Annotated in this window: 14 protein-coding genes; 5 read left to right on the top strand and 9 right to left on the bottom strand. The window is 64.8% G+C overall.

The features are described from left to right. Positions 1 to 5: 5 nt before the first annotated feature. Together AC1PLA_RS17505 and AC1PLA_RS17500 are read right to left on the bottom strand one after the other, a co-directional pair. Positions 6 to 2,072, bottom strand: coding sequence for a glycoside hydrolase family 99-like domain-containing protein (locus AC1PLA_RS17505; protein ID WP_481105035.1), 2,067 nt, complete (start codon positions 2,070 to 2,072; stop codon positions 6 to 8). 17 nt (positions 2,073 to 2,089) lie between these two features. Further along, a complete protein-coding gene (locus AC1PLA_RS17500; protein WP_016903954.1) occupies positions 2,090 to 3,739 on the bottom strand; it encodes an electron transfer flavoprotein-ubiquinone oxidoreductase in 1,650 nt (549 codons plus the stop codon). A 127-nt stretch (positions 3,740 to 3,866) separates the two neighbouring features. On the opposite strand from AC1PLA_RS17500, the gene AC1PLA_RS17495 reads away from it, so the two are divergent. Further along, positions 3,867 to 4,466: an alpha-ketoglutarate-dependent dioxygenase AlkB family protein gene (locus tag AC1PLA_RS17495; protein WP_039518875.1), complete on the top strand. Its 600-nt coding sequence runs from the start codon at positions 3,867 to 3,869 to the stop codon at positions 4,464 to 4,466. Positions 4,467 to 4,933: 467 nt separating this feature from the next. Here AC1PLA_RS17495 and AC1PLA_RS17490 read toward each other — a convergent pair whose 3' ends face one another. The 4 genes from AC1PLA_RS17490 to AC1PLA_RS17475 all read right to left on the bottom strand — a co-directional run bounded on the left by AC1PLA_RS17490 (position 4,934) and on the right by AC1PLA_RS17475 (position 8,661). Then, complete coding sequence (locus AC1PLA_RS17490) at positions 4,934 to 5,578, bottom strand: ABC-type transport auxiliary lipoprotein family protein (protein WP_127158832.1); 645 nt, start codon at positions 5,576 to 5,578, stop codon at positions 4,934 to 4,936. Beyond that, a complete protein-coding gene (locus tag AC1PLA_RS17485) occupies positions 5,575 to 6,501 on the bottom strand; it encodes an MlaD family protein (RefSeq protein ID WP_016903957.1) in 927 nt (308 codons plus the stop codon). The genes AC1PLA_RS17490 and AC1PLA_RS17485 overlap by 4 nt, the downstream gene beginning before the upstream one ends. Before the next feature lie 2 nt (positions 6,502 to 6,503). After that, positions 6,504 to 7,346, bottom strand: a complete 843-nt coding sequence (locus AC1PLA_RS17480; protein ID WP_481105034.1) for an ABC transporter ATP-binding protein — start codon at positions 7,344 to 7,346, stop codon at positions 6,504 to 6,506. Between the two features lie 85 nt (positions 7,347 to 7,431). Then, complete coding sequence (locus AC1PLA_RS17475; protein WP_372469938.1) at positions 7,432 to 8,661, bottom strand: MlaE family ABC transporter permease; 1,230 nt, start codon at positions 8,659 to 8,661, stop codon at positions 7,432 to 7,434. 49 nt (positions 8,662 to 8,710) lie between these two features. Between AC1PLA_RS17475 and AC1PLA_RS17470 the strand changes: the two genes are divergently transcribed. Then, on the top strand, positions 8,711 to 9,970 hold the full coding sequence (locus AC1PLA_RS17470; RefSeq protein ID WP_039518883.1) for a threonine/serine exporter family protein: 1,260 nt from the start codon (positions 8,711 to 8,713) through the stop codon (positions 9,968 to 9,970). 60 nt (positions 9,971 to 10,030) lie between these two features. Here AC1PLA_RS17470 and AC1PLA_RS17465 read toward each other — a convergent pair whose 3' ends face one another. The 3 genes from AC1PLA_RS17465 to AC1PLA_RS17455 all read right to left on the bottom strand — a co-directional run bounded on the left by AC1PLA_RS17465 (position 10,031) and on the right by AC1PLA_RS17455 (position 12,838). Then, positions 10,031 to 10,483 carry an H-NS histone family protein gene (locus AC1PLA_RS17465; protein ID WP_039518886.1) on the bottom strand — a complete coding sequence of 151 codons (453 nt, stop codon included), beginning with the start codon at positions 10,481 to 10,483 and terminating at the stop codon, positions 10,031 to 10,033. A 144-nt stretch (positions 10,484 to 10,627) separates the two neighbouring features. Beyond that, complete coding sequence (locus AC1PLA_RS17460) at positions 10,628 to 12,322, bottom strand: proline--tRNA ligase (protein WP_481105033.1); 1,695 nt, start codon at positions 12,320 to 12,322, stop codon at positions 10,628 to 10,630. Between the two features lie 114 nt (positions 12,323 to 12,436). After that, positions 12,437 to 12,838 (bottom strand): DUF4124 domain-containing protein, encoded by a 402-nt coding sequence (locus AC1PLA_RS17455; protein ID WP_039516234.1) that lies wholly within the window; start codon positions 12,836 to 12,838, stop codon positions 12,437 to 12,439. A gap of 112 nt (positions 12,839 to 12,950) precedes the next feature. On the opposite strand from AC1PLA_RS17455, the gene pssA reads away from it, so the two are divergent. Genes pssA through rimI form a run of 3 tightly spaced genes read left to right on the top strand, consistent with a single transcriptional unit; the run spans position 12,951 to position 14,670 of the window. Then, on the top strand, positions 12,951 to 13,724 hold the full coding sequence (pssA, locus tag AC1PLA_RS17450) for a CDP-diacylglycerol--serine O-phosphatidyltransferase (RefSeq protein WP_016902892.1): 774 nt from the start codon (positions 12,951 to 12,953) through the stop codon (positions 13,722 to 13,724). Then, positions 13,721 to 14,191 carry an alanine acetyltransferase gene (locus tag AC1PLA_RS17445; protein WP_102251254.1) on the top strand — a complete coding sequence of 157 codons (471 nt, stop codon included), beginning with the start codon at positions 13,721 to 13,723 and terminating at the stop codon, positions 14,189 to 14,191. Before pssA ends, AC1PLA_RS17445 begins: the two co-directional genes overlap by 4 nt. Then, positions 14,188 to 14,670 (top strand): ribosomal protein S18-alanine N-acetyltransferase, encoded by a 483-nt coding sequence (gene rimI, locus AC1PLA_RS17440; protein WP_024939133.1) that lies wholly within the window; start codon positions 14,188 to 14,190, stop codon positions 14,668 to 14,670. The genes AC1PLA_RS17445 and rimI overlap by 4 nt, the downstream gene beginning before the upstream one ends. Positions 14,671 to 15,322 lie beyond the last annotated feature (652 nt).

The following is a 15,322-nucleotide window of genomic DNA, read 5'->3' as shown; positions in this document are numbered from 1 at the left end:
CGCCGTCACGGCGCCTTGCGTGCATACCGATAAGGCTCGGCTGTTGGTGTTTTGATAATGCCCAGTGTTTGTTCGATCGTGGTGACGCGATGCCCGGAACTGGTCACTGCAAGACCGACGAAGCGCTCGATTGCATGGGCAAGGGTGCCGTCGATCTGCCCTTGTTCGCTTTCAAACTCGCTCGGATGAAGATGTGCATCCAGCAATGGGCGTAGCGACTCCAGCCGTGCCCAGAACATGCTGCCGGAAGCAAACAAGCTAGTTGCGTCCGGTGCATCCGTGCCTGTACGAACAGCAAGATAATCCAGTGCGTCAGCGTTGCCGCCGATAAAGTCGGTTACCGGTAAGAGATGACCGTCAGGTGCCATGAGACCGACAAGCGGATCGGTAGAGAACGCATCCACGATCGCATCGACCCGTTGCGGCATGAGCAATGCAGCGAGCATCTCGTTTCGCCATGCATTTCCGTCATCGCGATGAGTCGATTTCTTGGTGTGCAGCTTCAAAACCAGCTGCACGCCCTCATCGAGTAGCCGGTTGGCCACATGCAGGAAAGGCAGGATGTCGCGCCCACGATTTTCAAAGCCTTCCACCTCGGCCTGGATGCCGCGCTGCTGTATGCATTGATTGACTTCGATGACCTTGGTGAGGTCGGTCGTGACGATGATGCGCAGTGGAGTTCCGCACTCGACAATTGCATCGAGCATCTCGTTCAGTACATCAAGATACCAGGCGTGCAAGACCACGCATGCGCTTGGCGAACGTGATTCGGTTACAACGTCTGGTGCACGCGTCAGCGCCTGACGTGTTGCCTCCAGCCACGCATGTCCCAAGCGCGCATCTGGTTCGAGTACCGCACCTTCGGCCCACTCGTTCCATGCATTGATGAATACCATGCGGTGAGCTGGCGGCGCACTGGCGAGGCGATGGCGCAGGGTGCGCGATAGCCAGTCCCGATAGCGGCGGGGGGATGCGTGCAGGTAGATGCGTCCTTTTCCCGAGCGTCGTGGTTCGTTGTCCCAGCCCGGATTGACGCCCGGATACAGCGTGTACTCGCGTAGCGGTCGCTGTTCCATGTCGCGCGCAAGTTCTCGCCAATCGAGTACCTCGCCGTTGAACTCCGGGTTCAGCAATCGCTGTCTGGCAGTGACCGACGCTGGCGTACTCATGTTGGGAGGGAATTCGACCGCGGCATCGAATCCGATGTCGCGCGGATCGGGGCGCTCGAAACCCTGCACGTAGGCCAGATGAATTTCGCCGACCCCGTTATCGCGACACCACGTGCGCCAACGCGCTGCGGTCTGTGCGGGATCAGGCAATAAGTGTGGCCGATACACCAACAGTAACGGCCGGCCATCCACCCGCAGATATGTCGGATTGCGTAGATATGTCGCGACATGGGCAATAAAGGCGAGGTCGTCGTCTGCGCTGTGCGCCTGGTCGATCAGAATGTCATCGCCACGGCCATCCCAGCGGCGCGCCCACTTCTCGTTTGCCCAGCAAAGGCAAAAAGGCAACGTGATCGAGGTATCTTCGTGCCGTTGGGCAATCGGCATTTCCAGCAAGGTTTTGCCGGCAAACCAGTAGAAATAAAAGCAAAACGCGCCAAGGCCGTACTCCTGTGCCAGACGTGCCTGCTCGCGCATGACCTGCGGTGTGCGAAGGTCGTAGAAGCCCAGATCCGCCGGAAGGCGTGGTTGTTGATGGCCTTCGAACTGTGCAAGCGCGCGGCTGACATTGCGCCATTCGGTAAAGCCTTTGCCCCACCACGCATCGTTCTCCGGGATGGGATGAAATTGCGGCAGATAGAACGCAACCAGGGTCGCGGGAAGCGTCTTGGGCAATGTGGCAGTGCGATAAGGTACGTGGCCGATCGCCGCTTCGTCACTGCGTGCTGCAGGGCGTCGCGAGATGCCATGGACTGCGCGGCCGCGTACAGGCTCAGGTACCCAGTCGGCATGTCGGTCCAGGAACCAGCTACGCCACCGGTCACGCGTTGCATCAGTTAAAGGAATTGCACGAAACCCTGCGCGCAACAGTCCAAACAGTTGCGCGCGCACACGTGACTGCATCGAGCGTCCCGCTGTACTCACAGATTCTGGTAGTTCGGGCCCGAACCACCCTCCGGCGTGACCCAGGTGATGATCTCGTACGGGTCCTTGATGTCGCAGGTCTTGCAGTGCACGCAGTTGGCGGCGTTGATCTGCAGGCGCTTGCCGGAGGGGCTGCCGGTGTCTGCGACCATTTCGTAGACGTTGGCCGGGCAAAAGCGTGTGCAGGGATTGTCGTATTCCTGCACGCAGCGGGTGGCGCAGACGTCGGTGTCGAGCACCTTCAGATGCACGGGCTGGTCTTCGTCGTGCTCGGTGGCGGCGAAGTAGACCGCCTGCAGGCGGTCGCGCGGGGCGAGCTCGCGCGTGCCGTAGTCGCGGTTGGGTTGCTCGTAATCGCCGATCTTGTGCAATGCCGACCAGTCGGGTTTGTTCTTCAGCGTCCATGGCGAGGCGCCCTTGAGCGCGGTTTCCCAGGCGGCATTGAGCAGGCCGAACCACAGGCCCTTCTTGAAACCGGGCTTGATGTTGCGCACCTGCTTCAACTCGGCCATCGCATCGGACGCGCGCAGTTTCGCGTCGAAGCCTTGCGGCGCCAGCTGCGATTGCACCAGATGTTCGGCGGCCAGCATGCCGCTGCGGATCGCCTGATGGGTGCCCTTGATCTTGGGCACGTTGAGCAGGCCGGCGGTGTCGCCGATCAGCAGGGCACCGGGCATTTCCACCTTCGGCAGCGACTGCCAGCCGCCGGTGACGATGGCACGCGCGCCGGCCGAGAGAATGCTGCCGCCTTCCAGCAACGGCTTGATCAGCGCGTGGTTCTTCCATTGCTGGAAGGCCTCCCACGGCTGGTACTTCGGGTCGCTGTAGTCCAGCCCGCTCACATAACCGAGCGCGATCTGGTTGTTGTCCAGGTGATACAGGAAGCTGCCACCGTAGGTGCGGTTGTCGGCCGGCCAGCCCAGTGTGTGCACGATCTTGCCGGGACTGACGCGCCCTTCCGGTACCTGCCACAGCTCCTTGATGCCGATCGAATAGCCCTGCGGGTCGGCATCGGCGGTGAGGTCGAAGCGTTTGAGCAGGCGCTTGGTCAGATGCCCGCGCGCGCCTTCGGCCAGCACGGTGACCTTGGCACGGATATCGATGCCGGCGGTGTAACCGGGCTTGTGCGAACCGTCCTTGGCCACGCCCATGTCGCCGATACGCACGCCGATGACCTGGTCGTTGTCGTCGTGCAGGGTTTCGGCGGCGGCAAAGCCGGGGTAGATCTCCACCCCCAGCGCTTCGGCCTGCGGCGCCAGCCAGGCGCACATTGCGCCCAGGCTGACGATGAAGTTGCCGTGGTTGCGCATGCCTGGCGGCACCACCGGGAACTTGCGCGCGCTGTCCTTGCCGAGAAACCAGAATTCGTCGTCGGTGGCGGCTACGCAGATCGGCGGCGGGTTGTCGCGCCAGCCCGGCAGCAAGGCATCCAGCGGACCCGGCTCGATCACCGCGCCGGACAGGATATGCGCACCGATGGTGCTGGATTTTTCGATCACGCAGACGCTGATGGCCGGATCGAGCTGCTTGAGCCGGATCGCAAAGGCCAGCCCGGCCGGACCGGCGCCGACGGTGACGACGTCGTACTCCATCACGTCGCGCTCGACCGTCTCTGGCGCATTTGCGCCGACTCCTGCTTCCGACATTGCTCCGCTCCCGTTGGCTCGATGGCTGCTGCGCATTTTCCGGGATTCGATGTGACGGCGGCAAATCGGATCGATTCATCCGCGCCGCGCAGCCTCCACTCAGCGGGCGCGTGCTAGCGTTTGATGCATGAAGATTCGGGTGGCGTTGCCGCAAGCGGAGATCGCCTGGTGTCGCGGCTGGTTGCCGCGCGCGCAGGCCGATGCGCTGCTGCAGGCGCTGCTGACGCAGGTGCAGTGGGAAGTACATCGCATCCGCATGTTCGGGCGGACGGTGGATTCGCCGCGTCTGAGCAGCTGGATGGGCGATGCGGACGCCAGCTATCGTTACTCGGGCACGCAGTTCGCGCCGCAGCCGTGGCTGGAGGTATTGCAGCCTTTACGCGCACGCCTGCAGGCCGAGACCGGGGCGCCGTTCAACAGCGTGCTGGCCAACCGCTACCGCAGCGGCAACGATGCGATGGGCTGGCATAGCGACGACGAGCCGGAGTTGGGCGCGCGACCATTGATCGCCTCGGTAAGCCTGGGTGCGACGCGGCGCTTTGCATTCAAGCATCGCGACGATGCTGCGTTGAAGCAGACGCTGGAATTGGGGCACGGCGATCTGCTGTTGATGGCAGGCGATACCCAGCGCCACTACAAGCATGCATTGCCGCGCACCGCAAAGCCCATCGGCGAGCGCATCAATCTGACCTTTCGCCAGATTGCGCCGCGCGTGTCCCAGCCATAAGAGCGGCTAACGAAGCGTAGCGAGCGCTAGGCTGGCGGTGAGTGCAGTGGTTTTGTTGTCCACATCTTGGTGGATGCAGTCAGCAGTCCGAGTCAAACGCTGAGTGGGTCGAGGGCGCGGTGCCCTTACCGCTCGCGGGACACGCCGTGAACCCGTCCCTGGGGGCTCGGTGGCGGCATCCATGCCGCCACACGGTCCCGCAATCGGTGAGGACACCGCACCAGACAGTTTGCTGGCTGCTTTGTTGAAAGCCATGCACACCGACCATCTCGACTGATCCTTGCCCGCCCACCGTCGCGGGACCTTATGCGGCATGGATGCCGCAGAAGAGCCTACATGGACGTACTTGCGGCGTGTCCCGAGATGGTGGGCGGGCAAAGGCCCTGCAGCCAGGCCGCAGATCAGCCGCCCCGCGGTAGACCGGCGTGAAGTGCTTTGTTAACCGCTCTAAGATCTGTCGCCTGCGCTTACAACGAACGCGGCAGGCTCTGGCTATCCTGCTGGCCGGTGACCAAGGTCCAGCCGACCAGTTCGGTGGTGACCTGCGTCATCGCCTGTTCGAATGCCGCTGCCACCGCAGCCGTGTCGGTGCCGCTGGACGGGCGTGCGACCAGGAAGGTGCGCGAGGCCACCACGCGCTGATCGGCGGCGTGCAGCAGTTTGGCATTGAGTTCGATGGTGGCCGAGGGCAGCGACTGGCCGGCGTAATCGGACTCGAAGCGGCGCAGGTCGATCGCCAGCTTGTAGTCGGAGCGGATGCCGGTGCCGATACGGGCGACGGCGGCGATCTTGCCGGAGTCCTCGAACGCGCGCACCACACTGTCTTCCAGCATGTCGGTGGCCGGCTGCGCCCAGCCTGCGCCGTGATAGACCTGCAACTCGCCCGGGGTCGGGCGCACGTTGATGCGCGGGCTGTCGATCACCCGCGCGGCGCTGGGCTTGGACACCGACAGTTGCCAGGTTACCTGCGGCCAAGACGGGTTCGGCGTGATCCGCACGTTAGGTGCGTAGATGGTGGCCGGCTTCTTGTCGCCGCCGGTCAACACCGAGCAGCCGCCCAGCGCCAGCAACGAGACGCACAACATGGGACGCAACAGGCGCATGGCAGTCATTTCGGTTCGAACTCCTTGGGTGCGTCGCGGCCGAGCAGGTAGCGCGCAGGGTTGTTGTCCAGTTTGTCGCTGACCCGGCGCAGGTCACGGATCAGGCCGCGCAATTCGGTCAGCGTGGGCCCGAGCTGGCCCAGTCCGTCGTTGGCAAAACTATTGATGGCCGCGCGGTTCTCGCCAAGGATGTTGTCGGCGTTGCCGGCGGCCGAATCCAGCTTGACCAGGGTGGCATCGAGCTTTTCCAGGATGCCCGGCAGCTGCTGTACCAGGTTCTGGTCCAGCCGCTTGATGGTGCCGTTGGTGGTGGTCAGGGTGGTGTCCAGATTGCGTGCAGCATCGCGCGCGCTGACGATCAGCGCCTGCATGCCTTCGTCGCGGTCGGCGATGCCGCCGCTTATCTTTTCCAGATTCTGCAAGGTGGCGGTGATGCTGGCCACGTTCTTGTCCGAGAGCATCTGGTCCATGCGCTCGACGATGCGATTGGCGGTGTCGGTGATGTTCTGCAAGGCCGACGGCGTGGTCTGGATGATCGGCGCATCGCTCTTGTCGATGGTGGTCAGCGACGGTGCCTCGGGCGTGCCGCCGGAGAGCTGGATGATCGACGGGCCGGTCAGGCTGGTGATGGCTAGCTTGGCGCGGGTATCGCTCTTGATCGGCGTGGTGGAGTTCACCCGCACGTGCGCGACCACCTGGCGCGGGTCGTTCGGCGCCAGCGTCAGCTCGGTGATCGAGCCGACCGCGATGCCGTTGTATTGCACCGGGCTGCCGACCGTCAGGCCGGTCACCGCCTCGCGGAACACCACCCGGTATTGCTGCCAGGTACGGTCGGAGGAGTATTTTGCGGCCCATAGCCCGAACAGCAGCAGGGCCAGGCCCGCCACGATGGTGAAGGCGCCGATCAGGACGTAATTGGCTTTGGTTTCCATGCTCAGGCGGTCTCGGTGGAGTCGGTCTTGGCCGCGCGCGCGGCGCGGGCGCGCGGACCGTGGAAATATTCCTGGATCCAGGGGTGGTCGATCTGCTCGACTTCGGCCAGCGGCGCGTTGGCGATCACCTTGCGATCGGCCAGCACCGCGATGCGGTCGCAGATGGCGTACAGCGTATCCAGGTCATGGGTGATCAGGAACACGGTCAGGCCCAGCGCCTGCTGCAGGGTGCGGATCAACCGGTCGAAGGCGGCCGCGCCGATCGGGTCCAGCCCGGCGGTGGGCTCGTCCAGAAACAGCAGCGGCGGATCCAGCGCCAGCGCCCGCGCCAGGCCGGCGCGCTTGCGCATGCCGCCGGACAGCTGCGAGGGCAGCTTGTCCAGTGCATCGGCCGGCAGGCCGGCCAGCTTGATCTTCAGCAGCGCCAGCTCGAAATACCAGCGCTCGGGAAACTCGCCGTGATGCTCCTTCAGCGGGACCTGCACGTTTTCGCCGACGGTCATCGACGAGAACAGCGCGCCGTCCTGAAACAGCACCCCGGTATTGCGGGTGATGTGCTGGCGGTCGGCAAAACGACCCGAGCGCGCGTCCGCCCCCAGCACCTGGATGCTGCCGGCGTCCGGCTCGCGCAGGCCCAGGATGCTGCGCATCAGTACCGACTTGCCGGTGCCCGAGCCGCCGACCACGCCCAGGATCTCGCCGCGACGCACGTCCAGGTCCAGCTCCTCGTGCACGACCTGGCTGCCGAAGCGATTGGTCAGCCCGCGCACCGAAATCGCCAACTGGTCGTCGTCGGCGTCGGTCTCTGTGCCGGGATTGGGGATTTGGGATTTCGGATTGGTCACAGCACAGCTCTCCCGAGTGTCAGGGCGCCAGCTGCGCTTGTGCCTTGCACGAATCCCGAATCCCGAATGTCGAATCCCGGTCTCATCACCACCCCATCTTCATGAACCACAGCGCGGCTATCGCGTCGAGGATGATGACCAAGGAAATCGTCTGCACCACCGAGGAGGTGGTGCGTTCGCCAACCGACTGCGCGGTGCCGCTGACCTTCAGGCCTTCCAGGCAGCCGATCAGGCCGATCACCAGCGCAAACAGCGGCGCCTTCGACAGCCCGACCAGGAAATGCCGCAGCTGGATGGTGTCGTGCATGCGCGCCAGGTACATCTGCGGCGGAATATCCAGATCGAACGCGCCCACGGTGACGCCACCGGCCAGGCCGGCGATCATCGCGATGAAGGTCAGCAGCGGCAGGGTGAAGATCAGCGCGAGCAGGCGCGGGATCACCAGCAGGTCGATCGGGTCCAGGCCCAGGGTGCGGATGGCATCCACTTCCTCGCGCGATTTCATCGCACCGATCTGCGCAGTGAAGGCGCTGGCCGTGCGCCCGGCCAGCACGATGGCGGTCAATAGCACCGCGAACTCGCGCAGGAAGGCGATCGACACCAGCTCCACCACGTAAATCTCCGCGCCGAAGTCGCGCAGGATGGTCGAGCCCAGGAACGCGATCACCGCGCCGACCAGATACGACAGCAGCACCACCAGCGGCACCGCATCCAGGCCGACCTGCTCCATGTGGTGCACGGTGGAGGTCAGGCGGAAGCGGCGCGGCTCGTGGATCAGCCGCGCGATCTTGACTAGGTTTTCGCCCAGAAAGCTGTTCAGCTCCAGAATGCCCTGGCCGACGCCGTGGGTGGTGCGGCCCAGACGGTCCAGCGCGGCGACGAAGCCGTAGTCGCGTTTGGGCTTGGGGCGTTCGTCGTTGAGTTCCTCGATGGTGCACACCAGCGCCTGGTGCTCATCGCGGAAATCGATGGCGTCTTCCTTCAGGCCCATGCGGCTGGCGAAGCGCAGCAACTGCAGCACGCCGGCCGAATCCAGTTGCCCGATGCCGCGCGCGTCGATGCGCCGGACCCCTTCGGGCACGGCCTGCAGCAGCTCGGCCTGGGGCAATGCGGTCGCCAGGACCCAACTGCCAGCAAGGCGGACCTGTGCGTGATCCTGCGAGTCTTGTTCGATGCGTGGAGGTTGCGCTTTGATCATGGGTGGCCTGTCCGTGGCGCCAGCATACCGCGCCCGGCGTGAGCGAATGATGGGGACGCTTCGCACCTGCGGTCCCGGCACAGACAATCGGCACGCCGGCCAGGTGCGCTGCGGCATACACTGGCGGCCTCGCCAGACGGCGTTTCTCCGATCCGACCCGCCACGCATGTCCGCTGCCACCGTCGTCCAACCGTCCGCCAGCGCCACCTATGCCCAGCGCGTCGCCTTTGTTTCGGAAATCGCCGGACGCCTGCATTCCTACGGCACCACGGCGCAGCGTCTGGAGGCCGCCGTGGTCGGACTGTCGCAGAAGCTGGGCCTGGACTGCGAGCCCTGGTCCAATCCCACCGGGATCATTTTGAGCTTCAGCGACCCGACCAAGGCCATCGGCTCCAGCGACATCACCCGGGTGATCCGGCTGGCCCCGGGCGAGAACGACCTTTACAAGCTCAGCGTGGCCGATTACGTGGCCGACGGCGTGGCCAACGGGCGCATGAGCATCGCGCAGGGCCACACCGCGCTGCGGCGGCTGGACCGCGAGGTCGATCGGCGCGGCAAGACCATGCAGGTGCTGGCATTCGGGCTGGCCGCTGCCGGCGTGGCAGGGCTGTGGAAACTGCCCTGGCTGGATATCGCCACCGCCGGCGCGATCGGGATGTCGATCGGCCTGCTGACCCAGTACACCGACAGGCGGCCGGCGACCAAGGAAGCCGGTGAGGCGCTGGCCGGCCTGCTGGCCGGGGTGGTGGCCGCGGTGGTGGCGTCGCTGGTCGGGCCACTGAACCTCAATACGGTGATCATCGCCTCGCTGGTGGTGCTGCTGCCCGGCATGTCGTTGACCAATGCCTTCAACGAGCTGGCCAGCCAGCACTGGGTCTCGGGCACGGCGCGGCTGGCCGGTGCGGTGACCACGGTGCTCAAGCTCACCGTCGGTGCGGTCATCGCGGTGACGCTGACCCAGGTGCTCGGCCTGCACCCGCAGGTGGCCGCATTGCGCCCACAGTCCGGCTGGGTGGAGTGGGCCTCGCTGCTGGTGGCCGCCTATGCGTTTGCGGTGTTGTTCAAGGCCAATCGACGCGATTATTTATGGATCATGGCGGCGGCCATGTCCGGGTATGTCATCGCGCGTTATGCCGGGCATGCCTGGGGTGGCCCGGCCGGCGTCTTTGCATCGGCCATGGCATTGACCGCCGCCGGTAATCTGTTTGGGCGGGTGGTGCAAAAACCCGGTGCATTGATCCGTTTGCCCGGCATCATCATGCTGGTTCCGGGCAGTGTCAGCCTGCGTGGCTTTCTGACCCTGGTACAGCAACAGGATGTCAGCGTCGGGCAGGCCGCACTATTGGCGGTGACCAATATCGTGATGGCCTTGATGGCCGGATTGCTGTTCGGCAATCTGTTGATTCCGGCTCGCAAGAATTTATGACCGGTAGAAAAACGCGCAATAAAAAACGCCGGCACTGCCGGCGTTTTTTATTGGTAACAATCAAGCAGCCTTGGGCTTCTTGGTCGCGCGCTTGGTGGCGGCTTTGCGCGGCGCGGCCTTCTTGGCCGGGGTCTTCTTGGCGCTGACCTTGCTGATCAGAAAGTCTTCGACCTTCTTACCGGCGGCGGTCAGTTCGGCCAGCCAGCGCGGCTGCTTGCCGCGGCCGGTCCAGGCTTCCTGGGGATTGGCGGGGTTGCGATACTTCGGCGGAACCTTGCCCAGCTTGCGGCCGGCGCGCGGGCCCGGCTTGGCAGCGGCAGCCGGACGACCCGGGCCGGCGCTGGCGCCAAACAATTCTTCGATGGAATAACCCTGGGCTTTTGCCGCGCGGGTCAGCTGCGTGCGAACCTTGGCAATCGGGGCGCGCTTGGCAACCACGGTCTGCTGCTTTTTCGCATTTTTGATCAGTGCACCCAATTGCTTGGCCGATAGGCCGCTAAGATCGATCGACATCACTACTCCGGAAGATGAGAGAGAAAAGAATGCCGGTCCGTGGCAGCGCTGGCCATCATAATGTCAGAAAACCCAAGTGACAAATGCGCCGAAATAATTCGGCGCCTTGTGTTCATCCAATTGAAGTAGTTTCGGGTGATTTGATCAACGACCCAGGCGGGAGAATAACCCGGCCTTATCCAGGTTTTCTGCTGCCTCCGCAGTGCGGGCGCGATATTCAAATGTACCGGCGGCCAATCCGCGTTCGGAGACCACCACCCGATGCGGAATACCCAATAGTTCCATATCTGCAAACATCGCGCCCGGACGCAGGCCGCGGTCGTCCAGCGCCGCTTCGATCCCTGCGGCGATCAATTCGTCCAGCAATGCCTGAGCGGCGGCAACCACCTGCGCATCCTGCTTGGGGTTGATGATGCAGACCACCACCTGCCACGGTGCCATCGGCGCGGGCCAGACGATGCCGGCATCGTCATGGTTCTGCTCGATCGCCGCCGCCACGATGCGCGAAATGCCGATGCCGTAGCAGCCCATCTTCATCACTGCGGGCTTGCCGTTCTCGTCGATCACGGTGGCCTGCAATGCCTGCGCATACTGGCTGCCGAGCTGGAACACATGGCCTACCTCGATGCCGCGGGCCAGTCGCAGCTCGCCGCCATCGGCCGCGCGTTCGCCGTCGATGACGTTGCGCACATCGGCAACGGTTTCCGGTTCGGGCAGGTCGCGGCCCCAGTTGACGCCCACCAGATGCGCGCCGGGCACATTGGCGCCGACCACGAAATCGGCCAGTGCCGCGACATCGCGATCTGCCACCACGCGCACCGGGCGGGCGGTATTCACCGGACCCAGGAAGCCCGGCTCGCAGCCGAGGTGGTCGCGGATTTCGGTTTCGTTGGCCAGACGGTAGCCGGCCAAGCCGGCAACCTTGCCAAGCTTGATCTCGTTGACGACGTGATCGCCGCGCACCAGCACCAGCACGAAGCCGGCTTCGGTCATTACCGCCACCGACTTGACCGTGCGCTGCAGCGCGATGCCCAGCAACTGGGCGACGTCTTCGCAGGTCTTCTGGGTGGGCGTTGCGACCTGGCGCATCGTCTCGCCAGCCGCGGCGCGCGGCGCGGGCAGGGCGGCGCTGGCGGTTTCCACGTTGGCGGCGTAATCGGAGCCGGTGGAGAACGCCAGCGAGTCCTCGCCGGAGGCGGCGATGACGTGGAATTCCTGCGAGGCGTCGCCGCCGATGGCGCCGGAGTCGGCCTGCACAGCGCGGAATTCCAGCCCAAGGCGGGTGAAGATGCGGGTATAGGCCGCGCGCATGTTGTCGTACTCGCGCGCCATGTCGGCATCGGTGAGATGGAAGGAATAGGCGTCCTTCATCAGGAATTCGCGTGCACGCATCACGCCGAAGCGCGGGCGGATCTCATCGCGGAACTTGGTCTGGATCTGGTAGAAGTTCAGCGGCAGCTGCTTGTAGCTGTTGATCTCCTGGCGCGCGAATTCGGCCGCGGCCTCTTCGGCGGTCGGGCTGTAGCAGAACTCCTGCTCCTTGCGATCCTTGATCTTGAGCAACTGCCCGCCGAACTTCTCCCAACGGCCGGTGGCGTCCCACAGCTCGCGCGGCTGGATGGTGGGGAACAGCACTTCCACCGCCCCGGCGCGGTTCATCTCCTCGCGCACGATGGCCTCGACCTTGCGCAGCACGCGCAGACCCAGTGGCGACCAGGTGTACAGCCCGGAGGCCAGCTTGCGGATCATGCCCGCGCGCAGCATCAGACGGTGGCTGACCAGCTCGGCGTCGGCCGGGGTTTCCTTGGTGGTGTGCAGGTGGAACTGGGAAAGACGCATCGGGCTTCGCTTGGGCGGAAAGCCCATAGTTTGCCAGTCTCGCGCCCTGCCGGTCAGTGGCACCGGCCGATCGGCCGGATGCATGGACCGGCAGGTGGCCGGTCCCGGGCCGGCTCAGGTGGCCGGATTGCCGCTCGCTGCCGGCTTGCAATAGGCCTTGGCGGCCGCCTCGGCGAGATTGCGCTGCGCCGCGCGGGCGTCCGGGTCCAGCGGGGTGCCGGGCTTGCCGTCGGCACCGGCGCCCATGGTGACCTCGCCCTTGCCGCTGAGCAGTTCCAGGTTGCGGCGTGCGGTCAGGCAGTCGGCCGATTCAGGCGTGGCGGCTTCCGGCGCGGCGATGGCGGCGGTGCCGCTGCGCGCATCGATCCGGCGCGCTTCGTAGCGCTGGCCGGTCGGTGGCGGGGTTTCGGTGTAGTGGGTGACGCCCTTGGCGTCCTTCCATTTATATAGATCGGTGGCGCCGGCGGCGGCGCTGACCAGCATCAACAGGGCGCAAAGCCCGGACGACAGGTGCATGTGGCTTCCCCTGGATGATTCCCGCGGCGATTGCAGCATCCGCGGCCCGCGCTGGCAAGTGACGCCGCAGGCGCGCTACCGCCGGACGGACCTCAGGCCCTACACTTGCCGGATGGATGAGATGAGACCGCCCCCGCGCTCGCGCACGATTTACCTGCTGCCGAACCTGTTCACCACCGCCGGGCTGTTTTCCGGTTTCTACGCCATCATCGCCGCCGCCAATGGGCAATTCGTCCAGGCCGCCATGGCGGTGTTCGTGGCCGCGGTGATGGACGGGCTGGACGGCCGGGTCGCGCGCCTGACCAATACCAGCAGCGAATTCGGCGTGCAGTACGACTCGCTGGCCGATCTGGTCAGCTTCGGCATGGCCCCGGCGCTGGTGATGTACCACTGGTCGCTGTCGGCATTGAAGTACGACAGCAACGTGATGGGCCGGGTCGGCTGGTCGGCCGCGTTTCTGTATGCGGCCTGCGCGGCGCTGCGGCTGGCACGCTTCAATACGCAGGTGGGTGTGGTCGACAAGCGCTGGTTTATCGGTTTGGCCAGCCCGGCGGCTGCCGGCCTGATGATGTCCTTCGTGTGGGCGTTTGCCGACGACAGCCTGGGCTTTGATGGCGAGCAGCTGCGTTACCTGGCGCTTGCGGTCACCGTGGTAGCGGCCTTGCTGATGGTCAGCCGGATCCGGTTCTGGAGTTTCAAGGGCGGCGCGCGTGGTCCGCGCGCCGACCGTGTGCCGTTCCTGGCACTGGCGATCGCCACGGTGGTGATCGCGTTGCTGGTGATCGATCTGGCGCGTTCGCTGCTGGTGATTGGCGTGCTGTATGCGCTGTCCGGCCCGGTAATGTGGCTGTGGCGGCGCTGGCGGCGCACGCCCGAGCTGCCATGAGTCAATTGGCCTCCGAGCCGATGTGGTCCGATTTGCAGGTGTCGTACCTGCAGGCGTTGGGGCACACGGTGTATCTGGACCGCGACAGCGTGGACGTGGCGGCGGCGCCTGACGAGACGAGCGAGCGTGCGCCGGCGGCGGCACCGCCGCGCGTGGAGCGCGCGCTGCCAACGCCGGCGCCTGCGGCACCGCCTGTGGTGCGTCGCAGCGCACCGGCCGCACCGGCCGACGTGCCGCAGGCGGTCACGACTGCGGCTTCGACGGCGCCGCAACGGCGCAGCCGGGTCGGCATGCCCGATCGCCTGCAGATGGCATTGCTGCGCGCCTCCGGCTGCAATCCGGGCGATCCGAATACCCAGGCGTTGATGGCGTCCTGGCCGCTGGCCGAGTTACGTGGCAATCCGGCAGCCAAGCGCGCGCTGTGGCCGCAACTGCGTGCGCTGCGGCGGCGTCGGGATCCGGCATGAGCGCCTTGAACGTGCCGCTGCCCACCTCGCTGCGCGCCATGCGCGAGAGCGATCTGGATGTGGTGATGGAGATCGAACACCGCGCCTATCCGTTCCCGTGGACGCGCAGCATCTTTCGCGACTGCCTGCAGGCCGGCTATCCGGGCTGGGTGATGGAGCAGGGCGGGCAGGTCATTGGCTACGGGGTGATCAGCATCGCCGCTGACGAGGCGCACGTGCTCAATGTCTGCATCGCACCGGAGGCGCAATCGCAGGGGCATGGCCGGGTGCTGTTGCGCGCGCTGATCAAGGGTGCCTGCGATCGCGGCGCGCGTCGCGCGTTTCTGGAAGTACGCCCGTCCAACCCGTCGGCGATTGCGCTGTATCACTCCGAAGGTTTCAATGAAATCGGACGGCGCCCACGCTACTACCCCTCCAACACCGGTCGCGAAGATGCGTTGGTGATGGCGATCGAGTTGTCCTTCGAAGGGTTTTCCTGAGCGCCATCGGCGGTAGCTGATGGGAGTGGTTTCGCGCGTGCTGCTTGAACCGCGCGCATACACCTGATACCTGCCGCGCGGTTGCCCTGTTGAAGGGGCTCACGACCTGGAGACGCCAGTCTGCTCTTGGGTCACGGTCAGACGACCGCTCCGGAGCTTTCGGTTCGCAGCATGCGGCTTTGTCGTTACGAAATACGCTCGGGTAATCAGGCAATCGCGCACCGTGACCTGAGCCTTGCATGTCGCTGCAATCGATCGCAACAGGCCGCACTTTTCCTCCATCGCAGCGTTTGGGTCGGCCGCCTGCGCGCCGTCATCTGCCATGACGCGCTTGCGTGCGTCATGGTGATTATTTCGCCATCTTGCATTTGATGTTTTCAGCGGCGTGATCAATTGCGTCCAGACGTGCGCGATACCGCACGATGGCGATCCATCGCATTGCAGCCGCTGTACGCGTCAAAAAAACATGCAGGCATGTGATCGTGGCGGCACACCGTGCTGGACCTGTGTCCGTCTGCATTGCGATGCGGATCATGCTGCGCTGCAGTGTCCTTACGCCTGTCTCTGCGTGTCTTGATTGCAGCGTTTTGTCTTCTCTTGCGTGTCCCGCAACCGTTTGCGTGACTGCGCGTGCACATCGATGCATCGGCTA

This window comes from Xanthomonas sp. NCPPB 1826 (assembly GCF_056725285.1).
This window is presented reverse-complemented; position numbering and strand designations above follow the sequence as displayed.